At 60.5% G+C, this 19,665-nt stretch carries 20 protein-coding genes and 1 tRNA gene; 12 read left to right on the top strand and 9 right to left on the bottom strand.

The window, feature by feature from the left end; all coding sequences use genetic code 11:
* Positions 1–120 precede the first annotated feature (120 nt).
* Genes prfC through G5358_RS08800 form a run of 3 tightly spaced genes read left to right on the top strand, consistent with a single transcriptional unit; the run spans position 121 to position 2,228 of the window.
* Positions 121–1,707 carry a peptide chain release factor 3 gene (gene prfC, locus G5358_RS08810; RefSeq protein WP_227016253.1) on the top strand — a complete coding sequence of 529 codons (1,587 nt, stop codon included), beginning with the start codon at positions 121–123 and terminating at the stop codon, positions 1,705–1,707.
* A gap of 57 nt (positions 1,708–1,764) precedes the next feature.
* Positions 1,765–1,992 (top strand): hypothetical protein, encoded by a 228-nt coding sequence (locus tag G5358_RS08805; protein ID WP_421323958.1) that lies wholly within the window; start codon positions 1,765–1,767, stop codon positions 1,990–1,992.
* The gene (locus G5358_RS08800; protein WP_421323964.1) at positions 1,986–2,228 is read left to right on the top strand and encodes an ASCH domain-containing protein; all 243 of its coding nucleotides are present in this window, start codon (positions 1,986–1,988) and stop codon (positions 2,226–2,228) included. Before G5358_RS08805 ends, G5358_RS08800 begins: the two co-directional genes overlap by 7 nt.
* 46 nt (positions 2,229–2,274) lie before the next feature.
* Here the strand turns inward: G5358_RS08800 and G5358_RS08795 are convergent, their stop codons facing one another.
* Both G5358_RS08795 and mdtH read right to left on the bottom strand, forming a co-directional pair.
* Positions 2,275–3,189, bottom strand: a complete 915-nt coding sequence (locus tag G5358_RS08795) for a bifunctional helix-turn-helix transcriptional regulator/GNAT family N-acetyltransferase (RefSeq protein WP_081042924.1) — start codon at positions 3,187–3,189, stop codon at positions 2,275–2,277.
* Between the two features lie 139 nt (positions 3,190–3,328).
* Positions 3,329–4,525 (bottom strand): multidrug efflux MFS transporter MdtH, encoded by a 1,197-nt coding sequence (gene mdtH / locus G5358_RS08790; RefSeq protein WP_421255630.1) that lies wholly within the window; start codon positions 4,523–4,525, stop codon positions 3,329–3,331.
* Between the two features lie 92 nt (positions 4,526–4,617).
* Between mdtH and G5358_RS08785 the strand changes: the two genes are divergently transcribed.
* Complete coding sequence (locus G5358_RS08785; protein ID WP_005349020.1) at positions 4,618–5,511, top strand: LysR family transcriptional regulator; 894 nt, start codon at positions 4,618–4,620, stop codon at positions 5,509–5,511.
* Between the two features lie 32 nt (positions 5,512–5,543).
* Here the strand turns inward: G5358_RS08785 and G5358_RS08780 are convergent, their stop codons facing one another.
* Entirely contained in the window at positions 5,544–7,319 is a 1,776-nt protein-coding gene (locus G5358_RS08780) for a M4 family metallopeptidase (RefSeq protein ID WP_266134775.1), read from the bottom strand.
* 348 nt (positions 7,320–7,667) lie between these two features.
* Here G5358_RS08780 and G5358_RS08775 point away from each other — a divergent pair, with 348 nt between their 5' ends.
* On the top strand, positions 7,668–8,222 hold the full coding sequence (locus tag G5358_RS08775) for a GNAT family N-acetyltransferase (protein WP_042053389.1): 555 nt from the start codon (positions 7,668–7,670) through the stop codon (positions 8,220–8,222).
* Entirely contained in the window at positions 8,222–8,773 is a 552-nt protein-coding gene (gene rimJ, locus G5358_RS08770; RefSeq protein WP_201987900.1) for a ribosomal protein S5-alanine N-acetyltransferase, read from the top strand. The genes G5358_RS08775 and rimJ overlap by 1 nt, the downstream gene beginning before the upstream one ends.
* A gap of 62 nt (positions 8,774–8,835) precedes the next feature.
* Here rimJ and G5358_RS08765 read toward each other — a convergent pair whose 3' ends face one another.
* From G5358_RS08765 to G5358_RS08755, 3 genes are all read right to left on the bottom strand, one after another.
* Entirely contained in the window at positions 8,836–9,084 is a 249-nt protein-coding gene (locus G5358_RS08765) for a hypothetical protein (protein WP_005340533.1), read from the bottom strand.
* A gap of 309 nt (positions 9,085–9,393) precedes the next feature.
* On the bottom strand, positions 9,394–10,443 hold the full coding sequence (locus tag G5358_RS08760) for an oxidoreductase (protein ID WP_201987901.1): 1,050 nt from the start codon (positions 10,441–10,443) through the stop codon (positions 9,394–9,396).
* 135 nt (positions 10,444–10,578) lie between these two features.
* Complete coding sequence (locus G5358_RS08755) at positions 10,579–11,742, bottom strand: multidrug effflux MFS transporter (protein WP_421323957.1); 1,164 nt, start codon at positions 11,740–11,742, stop codon at positions 10,579–10,581.
* A 238-nt stretch (positions 11,743–11,980) separates the two neighbouring features.
* On the opposite strand from G5358_RS08755, the gene rdgB reads away from it, so the two are divergent.
* Positions 11,981–12,577: an RdgB/HAM1 family non-canonical purine NTP pyrophosphatase gene (gene rdgB / locus G5358_RS08750; RefSeq protein WP_005340539.1), complete on the top strand. Its 597-nt coding sequence runs from the start codon at positions 11,981–11,983 to the stop codon at positions 12,575–12,577.
* A gap of 90 nt (positions 12,578–12,667) precedes the next feature.
* The gene (hemW, locus tag G5358_RS08745; RefSeq protein ID WP_201987902.1) at positions 12,668–13,813 is read left to right on the top strand and encodes a radical SAM family heme chaperone HemW; all 1,146 of its coding nucleotides are present in this window, start codon (positions 12,668–12,670) and stop codon (positions 13,811–13,813) included.
* Between the two features lie 104 nt (positions 13,814–13,917).
* On the opposite strand, the gene G5358_RS08740 is transcribed toward hemW, so the two are convergent.
* The gene (locus G5358_RS08740) at positions 13,918–14,157 is read right to left on the bottom strand and encodes an alternative ribosome-rescue factor A (protein ID WP_234926049.1); all 240 of its coding nucleotides are present in this window, start codon (positions 14,155–14,157) and stop codon (positions 13,918–13,920) included.
* Positions 14,158–14,371: 214 nt separating this feature from the next.
* Complete coding sequence (gene zntR / locus G5358_RS08735; protein WP_005341244.1) at positions 14,372–14,827, bottom strand: Zn(2+)-responsive transcriptional regulator; 456 nt, start codon at positions 14,825–14,827, stop codon at positions 14,372–14,374.
* A 416-nt stretch (positions 14,828–15,243) separates the two neighbouring features.
* Between zntR and purH the strand changes: the two genes are divergently transcribed.
* The 4 genes from purH to G5358_RS08715 all read left to right on the top strand — a co-directional run bounded on the left by purH (position 15,244) and on the right by G5358_RS08715 (position 19,424).
* The gene (purH, locus tag G5358_RS08730) at positions 15,244–16,836 is read left to right on the top strand and encodes a bifunctional phosphoribosylaminoimidazolecarboxamide formyltransferase/IMP cyclohydrolase (RefSeq protein ID WP_158109190.1); all 1,593 of its coding nucleotides are present in this window, start codon (positions 15,244–15,246) and stop codon (positions 16,834–16,836) included.
* A 114-nt stretch (positions 16,837–16,950) separates the two neighbouring features.
* The gene (gene purD / locus G5358_RS08725) at positions 16,951–18,237 is read left to right on the top strand and encodes a phosphoribosylamine--glycine ligase (protein ID WP_421323956.1); all 1,287 of its coding nucleotides are present in this window, start codon (positions 16,951–16,953) and stop codon (positions 18,235–18,237) included.
* A 277-nt stretch (positions 18,238–18,514) separates the two neighbouring features.
* Entirely contained in the window at positions 18,515–18,889 is a 375-nt protein-coding gene (locus G5358_RS08720) for a cytochrome b562 (RefSeq protein WP_005349056.1), read from the top strand.
* Positions 18,870–19,424: a cytochrome b/b6 domain-containing protein gene (locus tag G5358_RS08715; RefSeq protein ID WP_421323955.1), complete on the top strand. Its 555-nt coding sequence runs from the start codon at positions 18,870–18,872 to the stop codon at positions 19,422–19,424. The genes G5358_RS08720 and G5358_RS08715 overlap by 20 nt, the downstream gene beginning before the upstream one ends.
* A gap of 164 nt (positions 19,425–19,588) precedes the next feature.
* Here G5358_RS08715 and G5358_RS08710 read toward each other — a convergent pair.
* A tRNA-Ile gene (locus G5358_RS08710) sits at positions 19,589–19,665 on the bottom strand.

The raw sequence follows: 19,665 nt of genomic DNA, 5'->3' as shown, positions 1-19,665 counted from the left end.
ACCAGGTTGGCAAGACGCCAGCTGGCGTGGCTTTCGTTGCGTATACATGTGCCGTGAGCGGCATTCCGGATTTATTCCCACGGTGGCTGATGCCACCGCTCAATAGAAGAACGTTGAATTATGTCAGCTGAATTTCTGAGTGAAGTCTCCAAGAGACGCACTTTTGCGATCATTTCGCACCCGGATGCGGGTAAAACCACCATCACCGAGAAAGTCCTGCTGTTCGGACAGGCCATTCAGCGCGCCGGTACCGTCAAGGGCCGTGGCTCGGGCCAGCACGCCAAATCCGACTGGATGGAGATGGAGAAGCAGCGTGGTATCTCCATCACCACCTCGGTGATGCAGTTTCCCTATGCCGATTGTCTGGTCAATCTGCTCGACACCCCGGGTCACGAGGACTTCTCTGAAGATACCTACCGTACCCTGACCGCGGTCGACTGCTGCCTGATGGTCATCGATGCCGCCAAGGGTGTTGAAGACCGGACCCGCAAGCTGATGGAAGTGACCCGTCTGCGTGATACCCCCATCCTCACCTTCATGAACAAGCTGGACCGCGAAGTGCGCGATCCGATGGAAGTGATGGACGAGGTGGAGCGCGAGCTGAAGATCATGTGTGCCCCCATCACCTGGCCTATCGGCTGTGGCAAATCCTTCAAGGGTGTCTATCACCTCTACAAGGATGAGACCTATCTCTATCAGAGCGGTCAGGGCCACACCATCCAGGAGAAGCGGGTGGTCAAGGGGCTGAACAACCCGGATCTGGATGCCGCCGTCGGCGAAGATCTGGCCCAGCAGCTGCGTGATGAGCTGGAGCTGGTGCAGGGCGCCTCTCCCGAGTTCGATCACGATGCCTTTATCGCTGGCGAGATGACCCCGGTCTTCTTCGGTACCGCGCTTGGCAACTTCGGTGTCGACCACATGCTGGATGGCCTGACTGACTGGGCGCCGTCTCCCATGCCACGCAAGGCCGAGAGCCGCGAAGTGGTGGCGACCGAGGAGAAGTTCTCCGGCTTCGTGTTCAAGATCCAGGCAAACATGGATCCGAAGCACCGCGACCGTATCGCCTTTATGCGTATCGTGTCAGGCACCTATTCCAAGGGCATGAAGATGCGCCACGTGCGTATCGGCAAGGATGTGAACATCTCCGACGCCGTGACCTTTATGGCCGGTGACCGTGAGCAGGCGGAAGACGCCTTCGCCGGTGACATCATCGGTCTGCACAACCACGGCACCATCCAGATCGGTGACACCTTCACCCAGGGTGAAGATCTCAAGTTCACCGGTATCCCGAACTTTGCGCCGGAACTGTTCCGCCGTATCCGCCTGCGCGATCCGCTCAAGCAGAAGCAGCTGCTCAAGGGGCTGGTGCAGCTCTCCGAAGAGGGGGCGGTGCAGGTGTTCCGTCCGCTGATCAGCAACGATCTCATCGTCGGTGCGGTCGGTGTGCTGCAGTTTGACGTGGTGGTTTCGCGCCTCAAGAGCGAGTACAACGTTGAGGCCATCTACGAGGCGGTCAACGTCTCCACCGCCCGCTGGGTGGAAGGGACCGACGTCAAGAAGTTTGAAGAGTTCAAGCGCAAGAACGAGGTCAACCTGGCCCTCGATGGCGGTGACAACCTCACCTACATTGCACCGACCATGGTCAACCTGCGCCTGGCACAGGAGCGCCACCCCGACGTGCAGTTCCGCCAGACTCGCGAGCACTGATACTGCTTACCAAATCCCGCCAGATGGCGGGATTTTTTTATGCATCAAGGAGAGGTGATGGTTGAATCGATGAATCCTGCCTGCTCGGCTCTGGCTGAGAGTTATCTGTTATCCCTGCCGGTGGCAGCACGGGCTCGTCATGTCTCAGCGGACTACTTCTGTGCTGATGAACACAATGCCAACCTCTGTGCCGAGCTGGTGGCAGCAGGCCGCAAGCGAGCGACCTGTAGCCTCGCTTACTGGTATCTGGAGAAGGGCGAGCGGAGGGTGACTTGCTGGTGGTAACAGACTGGAGTGGTCACCCCAAGGCTCTGGTTGAACTGGTGTCAGTCACCTTGTGTCCATTCGATGAGATTGATGCTGCGTTTGCCGCCGAGGAGGGGGAGGGCGATGGCTCTCTGGCTTGGTGGCGCAAAGCGCACAAGGCATTCTTCGAATGCGAGATGAAGGCGGAAGGGGGCGAATTTGATGAGCACGCCACGCTGGTGCTGGAGCGATTCCGGGTAGTGGCGCTGCCATAATAAACGAAGCTGCAAGCAGGGGAGACTCCTGTTTGCAGCTATCACTTTAGAGTGCCAGGTCCAGCACCATGCAGATCTCGCAATCCCCGTGGCCGGTGCAACCAAGGGGGCCGGGCAGGTGTTCAAAGCCCAGTGATTCGTAGAGGCTGGTGGCTTCGCGCAGTACCTCAGTGGTCTCCAGATAGCAGCGGCGATAGCCCAAACCACGAGCGGCATCCAGCGCTTGCAACACCAGCCGTTTGCCAAGGCCCAGTCCGCGCAGGGCGGGCATAAAGTACATCTTCTGCAGCTCGCAGACTCCCTCTTCTCCCGCCAATGGCGCGATACCACCACCGCCGAGGATGGAACCGTCCGGCCCTTCGATAACCCAATAGCGGCTCTTTTCCCCCTGATAGCTCTGGGAGAGGGTGTCGAGATTGGGATCCGAGACCCCATACCCCTTGTCGGCGGTGAGGCCATATTCGGCCGAGACGGCGCGAATTACCAAGGCGATCTGGGCATTGTCCGCCGCCGTGATGGGGCGGATCTGGTAACCCCGCTGGCGACGGGCGCGGGAGAGGGCGCTGCGATAGAGCCGCAGCCCTTGCCAAAGCTGCTCCCGCTCGGGCAGGCTCAACTGCGCCAGCATCTCTTCCATCGCCCCGTCCATCTCCCGGTGCAACTCCAGCAGCATCCCCTGACCGTTGACGGTGAGGCGGGCCTCCTTGCTGCGGCCGTCGGAGGGGTGCGGGTGCCAGCTGATAAGCTCCCGCTCGGCGAGGCGCGCCAGCGGGCGGCTGGCGTTGGATTTGTCGATGTGCAGCTTTTCTGCCAGCTGCTGATTGGTGGCCGGGGCGTTTTCCAGCTCGATCAGCAGGTGAGCCTCGATGGGGGTGAGGGCCAGATTGCCGCACTGCTGGGAGAGCATGCCGAGTTCGCGAACCAGATCGCGCGACAGGGCGCGCAGGGGACGGGGATCCATATCGTGGGTTCCTTTTTAGTTGTGCATGACAACTAAAATAGCGTAAAAGTTGTAATTCGCAACCTTTTGCTGTGATGGCTTGCAGAATATGGGGTGAGCGGCAGCCCCGTTGATTGGGCTGCCGCAGGTGGGGCGGTCGTCAGGCGGCGGCTCTGATAGCCAGCTCCGGGCGGCGGGAGAAGCAGCGGGCGAGCAGCAGCATGGTGGCGACGCCTATGGTGCCCAGCACCAGCCAGGGGAGGGCCGGTTGTCCCTGTTGCAGCGAGAAGTCATAGAGGGAGCCACCGCCCACGTAGCCGGTCATGCCTCCCAGCGCCAGTCCGAGGCGGCTGAAGCCCATGTAGCTGCCGCGGGCTGTGGGGTTGGCAAGCCGGGTCATCAGGGTCTCCCGGGCCGGTTCACAGATGATGATCCCCAGATAGAAGCAGGCCAGCAGTACGAAGATGCCGGAGAGGGTGCTGACGAAGGCGACCAGCCCGATCCCCACCGTCATGAGCAGGATACCCGCCATCAGCCGGCTCTCCAGCCGATAGCGCCGCTCGCTGAAACGGGCGATAGGGTAGAGCAGCGCCAGTGACAGCGCCGTTTCCAGGCTGTACATCCAGCCCACCGCCGTGGTGGTACCTGAGAGCTGCTTGACCAGAATGGGGAAAATCAGCATCACCTGTACCCACAGCATGTAGTAGCCGCTCAGGATCAGTACCAGTCGGCAGAAGGCGCGATCAGCCAGCACCTGTCCCAACCCTTCCCGCATCGGGGTCGGTTTGACCGAGAGGCGGTAGGCGGGCAGCAGGGTCCAGTTGCAGAGAGCCGCCAGGGTGAAGAGTCCGGCGCCCAGCAGGCAGACGTAGGTGAAGTCAAAGCGCAGCAGCCAGCTGCCGAGCAGGGCACCGGTGACGGCCCCTGCGCTCTCCAGCATCATCAGCAGGGAGATAAAGCGGCCCCGCTCATGGGGACGGGTAAATTTGATCACCAGTGCGGCCCGGGGTGGGTCGAACAGGCAACCGCCCAGTCCGGAGAGGAAGCAGGAGAAGATCAGCATGGTGCCACTGTCGGCCCAGGCCAGGGTGGCAAAGCCGACGGCGCGCAACAGCATGCCGGTGACGATGAGCGGGCGGGCGCCAAAGCGGTCAGCGAGGGAGCCGCCAAAGATCCCCAGCCCCTGCTGGGTCAGCTGGCGCAGGCCGAGGGCCAGCCCCACCAGACCGGCCGCCCAGCCGAGTTGATCGACGAAGCGCAGGCTGATCATCGGCATCACCACAAAGAAACCCAGGATCACCAGTGTGGTATCCAGCGCCAGAAACCAACGCCCCCAAAACCTCGCCCTATCGACCATAACGCCCTCTCATTCACAGATACCTTCATTCTGGAGAGGGTTTAGATATAGTGGTAGACGACAACTACCTATATTTCATATCAGGATTATTTATGTCTATGGATCTGGACGATCTGCAACTGCTGCTGGATGTGGCCGAGCTGGGCAGCTTCAGTCAGGCGGCGGCCATTCGTGGCTGGTCACAGCCGCTCGTGAGCCAGCGGATTGCCCAGCTGGAGGAGAGCCTCGGGGCGCCGCTGTTTCAGCGTCATCGGCGCGGGGTGACGCCGACCCGTGCCTGCGAGGAGTTTCTGCCATCGGCCCGCTCTGCGCTGGCGATCCTGAGCGAAGGGCGGCTGGCACTGCAGGGGGCGCCTGCGCTACCTTGTATCCGTCTCTCCAGCCTGCCATCCCTCACTTCGGTGGTGTTTGGCTCGCTATTGATGGAGCTGGTGGACGAGCCGTTCGAAATCCGCTGCACCACGGATCACTCCGGCGAGATCATGCAGTCGCTGCTGACCGGGGAGGCCGATATCGGCTTTGTACTCAAGCGCCCGCCGGTTGCTGGCCTGCAGATGGAGCTGCTCTGCTGCTCCCCCATTATCGCTATCGCCTCGCCATTGCATCCGCTGGCCGGTTGTCACGGCCTCACCCTGGAGGATATTGCCGACCAGCGGCTGGCGCCTCAGGTATGGGGGCCGGGGTGTGACGTCTTTATCCAGCAGTTGCGGCGGCTGCGGCGGGCCGCCAGCCCCCTGCATGCGGTGCAGCCCGCCAGTGCGGCGCGGGATCTGGCGCTGGAACACGGGTTTATCACCCTGATGCCGGAGCTGGCCATCAAGCGGGATCTGGAGGTGGGGCGGCTGGTCAGGCTCGATGTGCGCAATCTGCCGCAAGAGCATTGGGATGTGATGATGGCTTGGCGAGGTGGCAAGCGGCCCAACCCGGCCCGGGAAACCGTGTTGGCCACCGCCCGCACGCTGGCGAAACGGTGGCGCAATGAGTAGAGCGATGCGGGACAAGGCCCGCACCGGGTGGATCAGTAGCTGGCCTTGAGGGTTACGCCACTGAACGCTGCAAACCCTGACAGCTGCACATGCCAGGTGCCCGCCTTGGGATTGGTGAACGAGCAGCTTTCGTTATTGCCCCCCTTGTAGGGGCGGCAGTCGTAACTGCTGCTGGTGGGGGCGCTGCCAAAGCGGACGTAGAGGTCGGCATCACCGGTACCGCCGCTGCTGCTGATCTGCAGCGACCTGGTGCCCGCCGGTACGTTCAGGGTGTAGTTGAGTTTGCCACCCTTGCTGGCGGCGAGGTTGCTCACCGGCACGCCGTTTTGCAGCACGTTGTCGCTCGGTGGCGGCGTGCTGCCGCAGCTGGCATCGACCCCGACGGTCTGGAAGGCCCGTGCCACATCCGCCTGACTGTAACCCAGATCGGCGGTCGCCCGGCTGACGCCGCAGGCCCCTTGCTGATAGTTGGTGTTGGCGCCCCAGTAGAGGCGGTTGGCCAGCAAGAAGACTTCAAATGCCTTGCGGGTGTTCCAGCCACTGCTGGTGGCGAGCAGGTAGAAGGCGCGGTTATAGACCCCGGAGCTGTGGTGTACATCCATCCCCTCCTGATAATCCGCCGCATGGCCGATGGACCTGCCATCCCGGGTCGGATCCTCGAAGTAGCGCAGGGAGCCGTTGCCCTTGAAGATCTGGGCGCCGACCAGCCAGTCGTTGCTCCCCTTCATGTAGAACTCGGCCGCTTCACCCGCCATATCGGAGAAGGCCTCGTTGATGCCGCCGGATTGTCCTGAATAGATCAGCCCGGAGTTCTGTTCGGTAAAGCCGTGGCTCACCTCGTGAGCCGCCACATCAAGGCTCACCAGCGGGTGGAAGGTGGTAGCGCCGTCACCGAAGGTCATCTGGCTGCCATCCCAGAAGGCGTTCTCGTAATTCTTGCTGTAGTGAACCCGCATCTTCAGTTTGAAGGTGAGGGGCGCCGTGTTGTACCAGTTGCGGTACATGTCGAACACCACGTTGCCGAAGTAGTGGGCGTCGTTGAGGGGCGAATAGGCGCCGTTGATCTCCTTGACCCGGTTCTCCGGGCAGGTGAACTGGTGGATGGCACCGCCTGAGGTGGCGTGGTTGAGGTTGATGGTATCGACGTTGGGGCTGGTCATCCGGCAGTTGTCATCCACGATGAGCGGGCCAAAGTCGGTGCCGTAGACGTATTTGCCGGTCTTGATGTTGCCCCCCGGGCCGCTGGCGTCCTTGTGGTTGATCCCCTCCCAGCGTTTGAGCTCCTCACCGCTCTGGGCATCAAGAATGACGAAGGGGCGGCTCGGCTTGTCACCTTCGGCGATGAAGGAGACCTGATAAACCAGCCGGGCCAGCCCGTTCTCATCCTGCATCACGTAGAGTTTGACCTGCTCGTTGCTCCCCTTGCTGCCCGCCTTGGCCTTGCTGGCGGCATCCTGTGGCGAAAGGGTGGCGACCGGGCTTGCCACATCCTGATCGATCTGGCGCAGCATGCGCCCGCTGGCCTGTTGCAGCTGGCCGTTCAGGCTCTTGTCAGCTACCACCACCTGACCCATTACCGGGATGCCGTTCCAGACCTGCTCGTAGCGGATCCGCTGCTGGCCGTTAGGCAGCTTGACCACCCGCACCTGACGAAACTCGCCATCTTCCAGCTGTAAGGTACCACTCGCGGCACTGAGGCCTGTCATGGCCCGGATGCCGTTTGCCGTTACGTTGATCTCTACCTCTTGCGCCGCCAGTGCGGCGCTTCCCCAGCAGGCCAGCGCAACGGCCAGATAAATTTTATTCATCTCTTCTTTCCTTAAATCGATGAGGTTGATAAACCGACCGAAGGTCGGGCGTTTTGAAGCTAGTGCCGGTGGGGGAAAGTGCCCCCTGTCAAAAGTGACAGCGCAGCACAAAGGGGTAGCAGGATCTGCCAAAGTGCCGTTTGGGGGGCATTTATCGGCGTCATGTGGAGAGCATTATCCGGTTTCAGACTCCCACCCTCCTCTTTTGAGGGAGGAGAGTACGTGCGCTGTCACCCTCTGCGAAGCCTGCCGGAGGGGGGCCGTAAAAGTGGCTGGCGCGGCCAGTGGCGATTGGCTACATTGGGTGGCTGGTTCGCTATTTGATCACTGATTTGAAAGGAGAATCCCATGTTTTCATGGCAGTTGGACGACGAGCTTGCGCTGCTCTTCTTGCAGCCCGATATGGCGAGCGAACTGTTTGCCCTCTGCAATGACAACCGGGAGTACCTCTCCCAGTGGCTACCCTGGCCGCCACTGATCCAGCGCCCCGTTGACAGCGCCCTCTTCATTCGCAGTGCCATCGAGAAGTTCGCCCGGGGCGAGGGGCTCACCACCGCCATCGAGTATCAGGGGGAGGTGGTGGGAGTCATAGGTTACAACAGCATCGATCACGACCTTGGCAAGGTGGTCATCGGCTACTGGCTGGTGGAGCGCTGGCAGGGTAACGGCATCATCACCCGTGCCTGTCAGGCCCTGATCCACCACGCCTTCGAAGAGATGGGGATGGAGAAGGTGGAGATCAGCGCCGCCACCGATAACGAGCCCAGCAGGGCTGTTTGTGAACGGCTCGGGATGCAGCTTGAGGGGGTGACCCGGCGCGCAGAGCGGCTGGGCAACCGGATTGTGGACCATGCCCACTACAGCCTGCTGCGCGATGAGTGGTTAAGGCAGAGGGAGTCCTGATGGCGCTGCCACATATCAAGACGGCCCGCACCCACCTGACCATACTGTCGCCGGATCAGGCCCCCATGATGCTCGACTTCTACCGGCGCAACCGTGACCATCTCACCCCCTGGGAGCCGCTTCGGGACGAGCACTTTTACACCCTCTCTTACTGGCATGCCCGGCTGCAGGACAGCTACAGCCAGTTCTTCAACGGCACCGGCGTCAATCTGGTGGCCATCGATCCGGCTGGCGAGCGGGTGATCGCCACCTGCAACTTCAGCAATATCCTGATGGGGGTCTTCAAAGCGTGTCATCTGGGCTACGCCATCGACCAGCAGCATCAAGGGCAGGGAGTGATGAGAGAGGTGCTGTCAGCCGCCATCGACTACCTGTTTCGGGAGCACGATCTGCATCGCATCATGGCTTGCTATATGCCTGCCAATCAGCGCAGTGGCGCCTTGCTGGAGCGGCTCGGTTTCGAGCGGGAGGGATTCGCGCGGGCATATCTGATGATCAATGGCCGCTGGGAGGATCACATCCTCACCTCGCTGATTAATCCGGCCTCCTGAACGACAGATAAAAAAACGGGCCCGAAGTTGCCTTCGGACCCGTCTTCGAATGAGGTGCAGGCTTAGTTGGCCTTGGCATCGCTCACTGCAGCTTCAACCTTGGTAGCGGCTTCGGTAGCAGCTTTTTCTACGGTTGCAGTCGCTTCGGAGGTGGCCTTCTCTACGGTAGAGGTGGCTTCGCTAGCGGCTTTTTCTACAGTGGCAGCAACTTCGGCGGCCGGAGCAGCAGCAGGAGCGGCAGCTTTTTCTTCTTTCTGACCGCAAGCAGTCAACATCAGACCCAGGATACCGGCTACCAGTACTTTGTTCATGTGCATTCCCTCAAAAAAAGATGGAGAGATGGTCTGTGCAACCATCACAGCGCCCACCGTTGCCCGGTATTGAAACAAGAAGCCGGGAGGCAGCAGGCGGGCGCAATATAGCCCCATTAGTTACCGATGAAAACGGATATCACAATGACATTTTTTCGTGCCGTGGATAAAAAGCTCCACTGCAACGACTGATATCAATACAAGATGCCGTTAAATGGCACTAATTGCACAATAAAACACCGCTTTACTGCCATCTTGTGGCGGTTTAGCAAGGTCAAGGTTGCTCAAGCGCGGCCGATGGCCCGCACCTTAGTCAGACAGCTTCTGACAGGGCAGCCGTTTTCCCTCAAGGTGGCTCTGACGGGCCAGATCCAGCAGCGCCATCACCGCCAGCGCTTCACTTGCTGGCACCGGGTTGCTCCCTTCGCCCTGGATGGCGGCGCAGACACCGCGATAGTAGGCGCCATAATCCCCCGCCTCACCCACTACGCTCTGCTGCTGTAACTGACCATCGACAATGCGGCTGAGCTGACCGGGTTCGCTATCCATGCCCCAATCAGCCGCCGGTGGCCGCTTGCCCTGCTTGAGCTGATCTTCCTGCACATCCATACCGAATTTCACGAACGAACCCTGGCTGCCGTGAATGACAAAGCGCGGCATGGTGGCCGAGACCAGACTGCTGCCATGCAGAATAACCCGCAGAGCACCGTAACCCAGCACCACATGGAAGTAGTCGTCCGCCAGTGCGCCGGGGCGCTGCTCGGCCAGATCGGCCTGCAACCAGTCCGGCTGGCCGAACAGCTGCAATGCCTGATCCAGCACATGGGGGCCGAGATCGAACCAGAGGCCGGAACCCGGGCCACCCGCTTCGCGCCAGCGCTGGCGCACTTCGGGGCGATAGCGATCGAAGTGGGATTCGAACTGGGCGATCTGCCCCAGCGTCCCCTCGCCAATCAAACGGCGCACGGTAAGAAAATCTCCATCCCAGCGCCGGTTGTGGAAGATACTGAGCAGCCGCTGCTGCTTTTCGGCCAGCTCGACCAGCGCTTGCGCCTCGGCCAGATCCAGTGCAAAGGGCTTGTCGATCACCACATGTTTGCCTGCCAGCAGCGCCTGGCGGGCCAGAGGAGCGTGGGTGTCGTTGGGGGTGGCGATCACCACCAGATCGACGGTCTCATCGCTTAGCACCTCCTCCAGTGAACCGACCCGGCAGCCGGGCAGATCGGCCTGCACCTTGGCGGCATCGCGGCTCACCACCCAACTGAGGGACAAGCCCGGGGTGGTGGAGAGGAAGGGGGCGTGAAAGGTCTTGCCTGCAAAGCCATAGCCCACCAGGGCTGCGTTGAGAGTGTGGCTCATCGGGAGTTCTCCGCTGACATCGAGTGAGTGGGGTTGCCATCGCAGGCTCTCTGCCGGATGGCCATTCGTTGTAAAGGCGATACAAACGAGAAGGGGGCCGATGGCCCCCTGAGTGTGCCCATCAGAGCACAGGATTTATTGCAAACACAAGCGGCGACCGCGTCGGGTCATCAGCATCACCAAGGGCGGCAGCAGCAGCCATATATGCAGCGCCAGCTGGCTCAGCGGGTCGTGCATCAGGGCGCCGGTCAGGCCAACCAACGCGCCGGATCCGCTCATCTGGAACAGGCCGAGCAGGGCGGCGGCGGTACCGGCGCAGTGGCCGAATGGTGCCAGCGCCATCCCGGCGGCCGAGCCCAGAATCATGGCAAAGCCGATGCTGGAGAGGAATACCGGCCCCATCATCGCCAGCGGATGTTCGATGTGCATCGCGAGGGTCAGGGTGATGGCCGAGAGCATCAGTACCAGCAGGCCGATACGCAGGGTGCGTCTTGGTCCTACCTTGGCAATAAAGCGCGGGGCCATGAAACAGGCCAGAATGTTAAGCGCAGCGTTGGCGGTAAACCAGTAGCTAAAGCCGCTCATATCCAGCCCCAGTTTCACCATCAGCTGCACCGGTGCGGCGGTGACATAAGCGAGGATCACCGCCATCGCCAGCATGCACAGCGCCGCGTTGAACAGGAAGCTGGGGGAGCGCAGCACCGGGCTGTAGCGAGACCAGCTGATGAGGGCCCCTTCGCTACGGGTCTCCTCCGGGCGGGTCTCCGGCATCCGCCACATCAGCCAGCTGCCGACGATGAGCGCATAACCGGCCATAAACCAGAAGTTGGCAGACCAGCCTGCCTTGGCGGTGAGCCAGCCACCGAGCAGGGGGGCCAGCGCAGGAATAAAGCAGATGGCTCCATTGAGATAGGAGATCATCTGGCCGCTCTTTTTCGGGCCGTAGCTGTCACGCACCACCGAGAAGGCGGCGACCGAGGTGGCGCAGGCGCCGAAGCCCTGCAGCACCCGGGCCAGCATCAATTCGCCGAGGCTGGCGGCAAAGCCGGCCCCCAGCGCGCTCAGGCCATAGAGCAGCACGCCGCCCAGCGCGATGGGCTTGCGACCGTAGCGATCGGCCAGCGGGCCAACAAGTAGTTGCCCCAGTCCCATGCTGAACAGGAACCAGGTGATGGTGCCCTGCATCAGGGTTACTTCGGCGCCCAGCTGCTCGGCCATCTGCGGAATGGCGGGCAGGTAGATGTCGATAGCCAGCGGACTGAACAGCACCAGTAGTACGAGTAAAAGTATCAATGGCATCTGTCACCTCTTTAGTCAGCCAGGTTAATGAATTGGGGCGCGAGTCTACTGACTCACAGTAATGAATAGAAATGGTATTTAATCACTTTGGTTATTCCATTATGGAAACATGTATTAAAAAGCTGGTTATTCGATGGTGGCAAATCCCCCGTAACCCCATCACAGCGGGTGTAATTGGCGCTTTTACTAAACGCTTGCGCCGCATAGAATGCGCAGATTATTTTTGCGGAGGTGCTCGATGAACAAGCTTGTCCTGGCAACAGGTAACCAGAAAAAGGTGAAGGAATTGGCCGCCATGCTGGCCGATATGAAGATCCAGGTGATCCCACAGAGCGAGTTTGCGGTCTCCGATGCCGATGAGACCGGCACCACCTTCGTCGAGAATGCCATCATCAAGGCCCGCCACGCCGCCCGCATTACCGGTTTGCCCGCCGTGGCCGATGACTCCGGTCTGGAAGTCGATCTGCTGCAAGGGCGCCCCGGTGTTTACTCCGCCCGCTTTGCCGGTGTGGGTGCCGGTGACAAGGCCAACATCGAGAAGCTGCTCGGCGAGCTGCAAGGTGCCCCCGAGTACCTGAAGAGCGCCCGCTTCTGGTGTGTGCTGGTCTATATGCGCCACGCTGACGATCCCACCCCCATCATCTGTCAGGCGAGCTGGGAAGGGATGATCATCGATGAGCCGCGCGGTCAACATGGCTTTGGCTATGACCCCGTCTTCTTCGTGCCGGATCACGACTGCACCGCCGCCCAGATGCCCGCCGAGCTGAAGAACCAGCTCAGCCATCGCGGTCAGGCGCTGGCCAAGCTCAAAGCGGCGCTGGCTGCGGCGCACTGAGTCACTTCGCCACCTTGTCGGTTACACACGGTCAATTACACATAGTCATCTACAATGGGGGCCTTGAGCCCCCGTTTTATTGGAAGCCCCATGCTGCAACTGCCGCCGCTCTCTCTCTATATTCATGTGCCCTGGTGCGTCCAGAAGTGCCCTTATTGTGACTTCAACTCCCATGCCCAGAAGGGGGAGTTGCCTCACCTCGAATATGTCGCCGCCCTGCTGGAGGATCTGGATCAGGATCTGAAGTGGGCGCAGGGGCGGCCGCTCTCCTCGATCTTTATCGGCGGCGGCACCCCCAGCCTGTTGACGGTGGAGGCGATGCAAACCTTGCTGGACGGGGTGCGGGCCCGCATTCCGCTCACCGCAGATTGCGAGATCACCATGGAGGCCAACCCGGGCACGGTGGAGGCGGACAAGTTCGCCGGTTTCCAGCTCGCCGGCATCAACCGTATCTCCATCGGGGTGCAGAGCTTTCAGCAGGAGAAGCTGACCCGCCTCGGTCGCATTCACGGCCCGGAAGAGGCGCGCAAGGCCGCTGCACTGGCCCATGCCATCAAGTTGCCTACCTTCAATCTGGATCTGATGCACGGTCTGCCGGATCAGAGTCTGGATGACGCCCTTTATGACCTGCAGCAGGCGATCGACTGCGCCCCACCACACCTATCCTGGTATCAGCTCACCATAGAGCCGAACACGGCATTTGCCTCCAAACCGCCCAAACTGCCGGAAGATGACACCCTGTGGGATATCTACGAACAGGGCCACGCCATGCTTACCGCCAGCGGTTATCGCCAGTACGAAATCTCGGCTTATGCCAAAGAGGGCTATCAGTGCCATCACAACCTCAACTACTGGCGCTTTGGCGACTATCTGGGGATCGGCTGTGGCGCCCACGGCAAGGTGACCGATCTCGCGAACCAACAGATCCTGCGCACCGCCAAGGTGAAGCATCCGAAAGGGTATCTGGACAAGAGTCGCCCCTATCTGGACGAGCAGTGGCAGGTGACGGCAGACGATCTGCCGCTCGAATACTTTATGAACCGCTTCCGCCTGTTTGAACCTGCCCCCAAGGTGGAGTTCGAGGCCTATACCGGCTTGCCGCTGGAACGGGTGGAGACAGTGCTCGCCATCGCCCAAAGCAAGGAGCTGATCGAGGATTTGGGGGATAGCTGGCAGCTCACTTCTCTCGGCCATCGCTATCTGAACGTATTGCTCGAACTCTTTATGGATGAGTGAGCGGCCTGTTGAGGCTGTGAGTTGGCGTTGCCAAATCGCTTCTTCTGTCAAAACGATCAGGGCGCCAATGGCGCCCTGATCGTTTATGGTCGGTAGAAACCCGCTCAGCAGCAGACGCTGATCATCTGTTGTTGGCCGGGCTCCCACCGCTTGCCAAATTTGGCCTTGCGCTGGTAACTCCCCTTGCCCTTCTTGTTGCGCTCGACCCGGCTGCGAAACAGGGGATCGGAGAGCAGGGCATGCAGATGGTTATCCTTTATCTCGCCGCGCTGATGGGCATAGCTGCCCCCTTGCGCATTTTCCTCACGGGGGAGGGCGGGTTGGTCGACCCGGATCTTGGCCATGATGGCTCCTCTTCTTTTCTCTTGGTGTGTTGATGCTTGTGTCTGGATGGCGGTTTTCGCTGCGGGCGCCTGTTCAGGCTAACGCCCGGCAACCGGATGCACTGGCACCGGTTAAAAACGCGGCGATTTTGTCACCAAATTGCCGCCGGAGCAATGCGTCGGGCGCGCCGAGTCAGTCACTCTGAGCCAGGCACGCTCAGTCAGGCATACCATGTCAGCCGTGAACCGGGTCATGCTGGTCGTGGCTGTGGTGCTCGTGATGGGCCGGGGCGCCAGATTCCAGCGTCTCGAGGATGGCGCAGTGCTCCGCCGAGCGGGGGCCGCCGCAGCAGATATTGGAGAGTTCGCGCAGGTTGTCGCGAAAGCGGGTCAGTTCGATGATCTTCTGCTCCACCTGGGCCAGCTTGGTGTCGGCCACCGCTTTCACCTCCTGACAGGTGACTTTGGCCTTGTTGGTATCGAGGTCGAGCAGTTCGCCGATATCGGCCAGCGAGAATCCCACCGACTTGGCGCGAATGATGAACTCCAGCCGTCGCTTGTCCTGTTCGCTGTAGAGGCGGTAGCCGGATTCGTTGCGGATCCCCGGTGAGATAAGCCCGTTCTTCTCGTAAAAACGCAGGGTATCTGCCTTGACCCCGCACGCCTTGGCCAGTTCACCGATCCGATACATGCTCTTTTCTCCCCTTGAATGTATGCCGCCACAAAAACCGGAATCCACTATCACCCCTTTGCCCATGGATTGCCAGCCAAGGGCATAAAAGGGGCAGATAAACATCTCCTGGCGACCCTTTTTCCCATAAAACACTGAAAGTGCAAACGTTTCGAGAAAATCAAGTGGAAAACGTTTAACGCCGCGCCAAATAAGGCTTTGCTGTTTCAAAAAATCCACCACAGGTCACATTTTTTGTGTAGAATACGCGCCCATAACAGAGCGCCGCACCAAGCGGGCATTTCCTAAAACGCTTTTGCCGGATGTCGGGGTGAGAGTGGTTTGCGAAATCCCCCACTTCCATTTATTTGGGGACTCTCTGTGTTGAGCCTCGCCTCCCATGGAACGGTCCCCGTTATGTTGAGGACGATAGTGTGATGGAACAAGCTCGACCCATTCGCCGTGCACTGCTGAGTGTGTCTGACAAAACTGGCATTCTGGAATTTGCCAAGGCACTCAACGAGCGTGGTGTTGCCCTGCTCTCCACGGGCGGTACCGCCAAGCTGCTTGGCGAGGCGGGTCTGCCGGTGACCGAGGTCTCCGACTACACGGGTTTCCCTGAAATGATGGATGGCCGGGTCAAGACCCTGCATCCCAAGGTTCATGGCGGCATCCTCGGCCGTCGGGATCAGGATGACGCCATCATGGCCCAGCACGCTATCTCCCCCATCGACATGGTTGTCGTCAACCTTTACCCCTTTGCTGCAACCGTGGCCAAAGCGGGCTGCACTCTGGCCGATGCGGTCGAGAACATCGACATCGGCGGTCCGACCATGGTGCGTTCTGCCGCAAAAAACCATAAAGATGTCGCTATCGTCGTCAAAGCTGCCGACTATGATCGGGTTATTCGCGAGATGGATGCCAACGGCAACAGCCTGAAACTGGCGACCCGTTTCGATCTTGCCATCGCCGCCTTCGAGCACACCGCCGCCTACGATGGCATGATCGCCAACTACTTCGGCACCATGGTTCCTTCCTACGGTGAAAACAAGGAGGGTGACGAGGAGTCCCGCTTCCCGCGCACCTTCAACAGCCAGTTCATCAAGAAGCAGGACATGCGTTACGGCGAAAACAGCCATCAGGCTGCCGCCTTCTACGCCGAAGAGCATGCCGCTCCGGGTTCTGTCTCCAGCGCTATCCAGCTGCAGGGCAAGGCGCTCTCCTACAACAACATCGCCGATACCGATGCGGCGCTGGAGTGTGTCAAGGAGTTCGACGAGCCGGCCTGCGTCATCGTCAAGCATGCCAACCCCTGCGGTGTGGCCATCGGTAACGACCTGCTGAGTGCCTACGATCGTGCCTACCAGACCGACCCCACCTCCGCCTTTGGCGGCATCATCGCCTTCAACCGCGAGCTGGATGGCGCCACTGCCGCTGCCATCGTTGCCCGCCAGTTTGTCGAAGTGATCATCGCCCCGACCGTCAGCCAGGAGGCCCGCGATGCGGTCGCCGCCAAGCAGAACGTGCGTCTGCTCGAATGTGGTCAGTGGACTGCTCCGGCGCAAGGCTTTGACCTCAAACGCGTCAACGGCGGCCTGCTGGTACAGGAGCGGGATCTCGGCATGGTGACGCTGGGTGACCTGACCGTGGTCAGCAAGCGCCAGCCGACCGAGGCCGAGCTGCAGGATCTGCTGTTCTGTTGGAAAGTGGCAAAGTTCGTCAAATCCAATGCCATCGTCTACGCCAAAGATGGCCAGACCATCGGCGTCGGTGCCGGCCAGATGAGCCGTGTTTATTCGGCCAAAATCGCCGGTATCAAGGCGGCGGATGAAGGGCTGACCGTGGCGGGCTCCGTGATGGCCTCCGATGCCTTCTTCCCGTTCCGCGACGGTATCGATGCTGCCGCTCAGGCCGGTATCTCCTGCGTGATCCAGCCGGGTGGCTCGATGCGCGATCAGGAGGTGATCGACGCCGCCGACGAACACGGTATGTGCATGGTGTTCACCAACATGCGCCATTTCCGTCATTGATGGGTCAGGGGCTGCCGATGGCGGCCCTTTTGTTGTCTCTTTTCAACTGACTATTTCCGCTGACTGACGGCCCGGGTTGCCGTCCAGTGACCACAAATAGAAGCGAGCGATACGATGAAAGTACTGATCATTGGCAACGGTGGCCGCGAACACGCCCTGGCCTGGAAGGCCAAACACTCCCCGCTGGTGCGTCACGTTTTTGTGGCGCCGGGCAACGCAGGCACCCAGCTTGAGCCGGGTGTCGAGAACGTCGCCATCGAGGCGACCGATATCGAAGGGCTGCTGGCCTTTGCCAAAGAGAAGCAGGTCGGCCTTACCATCGTCGGGCCGGAAGCGCCGCTGGTGAAAGGGGTGGTGGATGCCTTCCGCGCCGCCGGTCAGCCCATCTTTGGCCCGACCGCTGCCGCTGCCCAGCTGGAAGGCTCCAAGGCTTTCACCAAGGATTTCCTGGCCCGTCACGCCATCCCGACCGCCGAGTACCAGAACTTCACCGAAGTGGAGCCTGCGCTCGCCTATCTGCGCGAGAAGGGCGCCCCCATCGTCATCAAGGCCGATGGTCTGGCGGCGGGCAAGGGGGTGATTGTCGCCATGACCTTGCAGGAAGCGGAAGACGCGGTGCGCGATATGCTCTCCGGCAATGCCTTTGGCGAAGCGGGCTCCCGGGTGGTGATTGAGGAGTTTCTGGAGGGGGAAGAGGCGAGCTTCATCGTCATGGTCGATGGCGAGCACGTGCTGCCGATGGCCACCAGTCAGGATCACAAGCGGGTTGGCGACGGTGATACCGGCCTCAACACCGGTGGTATGGGGGCTTACTCCCCGGCGCCTGTGGTGACCGCCGAGGTACATCGACGCGTGATGGAGCTGGTGATCATGCCGACCGTGCGCGGCATGGCGGCCGAGGGCAACGTCTACACCGGTTTCCTCTACGCCGGTCTGATGATCGACGGCGCAGGCAATCCCAAGGTGATCGAGTTCAACTGCCGTTTCGGCGATCCCGAGACCCAGCCCATCATGCTGCGGATGCAGTCCGATCTGGTGGAGCTCTGTCTGGCCGCTTGTGCAGGCAAGCTGGATCAGAAAGAGGCCATTTATGATCCCCGCGCCGCTATCGGCGTGGTGTTGGCGGCGGGAGGCTATCCTGGCGATTACAGTACCAACCACCCCATCAGCGGCTTGCCGGTGGATGAAGTGGCGGGTGAGAAGGTGTTCCATGCCGGTACCCGTCTGGAGGGCGATACCAGCCTGACCGCTGGCGGCCGCGTGTTGTGTGCAACCGCCCTCGGCCACACTGTGGCAGAAGCCCAGCAGCGTGCCTATCAGCTCGCTGGCCGCATCAAGTGGGATGGCGCCTTCTACCGCAAGGATATCGGCTGGCGCGCCATTGCTCGCGAACAGGAGTAACTGACGCAAGCCATTGGCCAGCTGATTCAGACCCCGCTACGGCGGGGTTTTTTGTCCCTGTTTACCGCTTTCAACCATCCCCATGGTGCGTGTCACCTGCGTTCAATCAGTTACCAAGCGCAAACAAGCGCGGCATATCTGTCACTATTTGCCACAAAAAACAGCATTTTTCACAAACGTTTCACCATGAGTCATGGCATCATGCTGGTGATGAATTCTTGTTTGGATTCATAAGTACCCCTAACAATTCGAGCATGTCGTTATATAAGGAAATCCCATGTTGAAAACCGTCCGCCCCCTGCTGCTGCCCCTGATGTTTGGCCTGATGACCCTGCCTGCCGTGGCGGGTGATCTGGAACAGCCGATGAAGAAGATTGGCTTCAACTACAAGCAGGCCGTCAAGGCTGATGATGCAGCCACCATGGAGAAGCACATCAACGAGATGAAGGCCCAGCTTGATGTGGCCAAGCAGAAGAACATGCCGGCCGCCAAGAAAGAGAAATTCCTTGAAGGGATGAACGAGGTACAGACCGAGCTGGACGCCAGCCTGGCCGCACTCAAGGCGGGTGATGAGGCCAAGGCGCGCGAACATCTGGCCAAGGTCAACGACCTGAAGAAGGAGTACCACAAATATGCCAAGCAAAAAGGGTGAGCCCTTTCGCTGGGATCCGCTGGTTCGCCTGACCCACTGGGGCTTGGCGGCGGTCTGCATCGGCAACCTCTGGGTTAACGAAGCGGGCGAGGAGTGGCACGAGTGGCTGGGTTACGGCGCCATTGGGCTGGTCTCCTTGCGTTTGCTCTGGGGGCTCACTTTTGCCCGTGGCTACGCCCGCCTTGGAGCCCTCATCCCCAGTGGTGAGGATTTTCGCCAGCAAGCGCGCGAGATGCGTGAGCGGCAGCCTCCGGCACCGGGTCATCACGGTAGCGGCAAGCTGGCCGTGTGGGCACTCTGGCTGGTTGTGCTGGCCACTGCTGGCAGCGGCTGGTTTCAAAATACCGAGACGGGATTTGAACTGGGGGCTGACGAGTGGCATGAGTGGTGCGTGGTGGCGCTGCAGGGACTGATTGGTCTGCATCTGCTTGCCATCGTCTTAACCTCCTGGCGTCAGCACAGCAATCTGGTTACCCGGATGCTACCCGCCGGGCGTCGCTCATCCATCCAGAGCGGCAGCAACGAGCAAACCTGAGGCTCAGCATTAGGCTCCTTGTCTCTGAGTGAGGCGCCTGATCCGGACCCTGCCCAGACCCGCCCATGGCGGGTCTTTTCTATGACCTCATCGAGCTCATCACTGGACATTGCTCGATCCGCAGATGCAAAAAGGCCGCTCATCATGAGCGGCCTTTTTCAATTTGGTGGCCCCTGGGGGACTTGAACCCACGACCAATCGATTATGAGTCGACTGCTCTGACCAACTGAGCTAAGGGGCC

It is taken from the genome of Aeromonas sp. 604176 (genome assembly GCF_049170755.1).
GTDB classification, from domain to species: domain Bacteria; phylum Pseudomonadota; class Gammaproteobacteria; order Enterobacterales; family Aeromonadaceae; genus Aeromonas; species Aeromonas veronii_A.
The sequence above is the reverse complement of the archived record's forward strand: the minus strand, read 5'-3'. Positions and strand labels throughout refer to the sequence as shown.

Bases quoted from the DNA above. Each gene is read 5' to 3' on its own strand.
- G5358_RS08765 (WP_005340533.1), bottom strand. From the start codon at position 9,084: ATGAACAAAGTACTGGTAGCCGGTATCCTGGGTCTGATGTTGACTGCT.
- G5358_RS08755 (WP_421323957.1), bottom strand. From the start codon at position 11,742: ATGCCATTGATACTTTTACTCGTACTACTGGTGCTGTTCAGTCCGCTG.
- purD (WP_421323956.1), top strand. From the start codon at position 16,951: ATGAAAGTACTGATCATTGGCAACGGTGGCCGCGAACACGCCCTGGCC.
- zntR (WP_005341244.1), bottom strand. From the start codon at position 14,827: ATGTATCGGATCGGTGAACTGGCCAAGGCGTGCGGGGTCAAGGCAGAT.
- G5358_RS08805 (WP_421323958.1), top strand. From the start codon at position 1,765: ATGGTTGAATCGATGAATCCTGCCTGCTCGGCTCTGGCTGAGAGTTAT.
- rdgB (WP_005340539.1), top strand. From the start codon at position 11,981: ATGAACAAGCTTGTCCTGGCAACAGGTAACCAGAAAAAGGTGAAGGAA.
- G5358_RS08795 (WP_081042924.1), bottom strand. From the start codon at position 3,189: ATGGATCCCCGTCCCCTGCGCGCCCTGTCGCGCGATCTGGTTCGCGAA.
- hemW (WP_201987902.1), top strand. From the start codon at position 12,668: ATGCTGCAACTGCCGCCGCTCTCTCTCTATATTCATGTGCCCTGGTGC.
- mdtH (WP_421255630.1), bottom strand. From the start codon at position 4,525: ATGGTCGATAGGGCGAGGTTTTGGGGGCGTTGGTTTCTGGCGCTGGAT.
- G5358_RS08780 (WP_266134775.1), bottom strand. From the start codon at position 7,319: ATGAATAAAATTTATCTGGCCGTTGCGCTGGCCTGCTGGGGAAGCGCC.
- G5358_RS08715 (WP_421323955.1), top strand. From the start codon at position 18,870: ATGCCAAGCAAAAAGGGTGAGCCCTTTCGCTGGGATCCGCTGGTTCGC.
- G5358_RS08720 (WP_005349056.1), top strand. From the start codon at position 18,515: ATGTTGAAAACCGTCCGCCCCCTGCTGCTGCCCCTGATGTTTGGCCTG.
- G5358_RS08760 (WP_201987901.1), bottom strand. From the start codon at position 10,443: ATGAGCCACACTCTCAACGCAGCCCTGGTGGGCTATGGCTTTGCAGGC.
- G5358_RS08785 (WP_005349020.1), top strand. From the start codon at position 4,618: ATGTCTATGGATCTGGACGATCTGCAACTGCTGCTGGATGTGGCCGAG.
- G5358_RS08775 (WP_042053389.1), top strand. From the start codon at position 7,668: ATGTTTTCATGGCAGTTGGACGACGAGCTTGCGCTGCTCTTCTTGCAG.
- prfC (WP_227016253.1), top strand. From the start codon at position 121: ATGTCAGCTGAATTTCTGAGTGAAGTCTCCAAGAGACGCACTTTTGCG.
- purH (WP_158109190.1), top strand. From the start codon at position 15,244: ATGGAACAAGCTCGACCCATTCGCCGTGCACTGCTGAGTGTGTCTGAC.
- G5358_RS08740 (WP_234926049.1), bottom strand. From the start codon at position 14,157: ATGGCCAAGATCCGGGTCGACCAACCCGCCCTCCCCCGTGAGGAAAAT.
- rimJ (WP_201987900.1), top strand. From the start codon at position 8,222: ATGGCGCTGCCACATATCAAGACGGCCCGCACCCACCTGACCATACTG.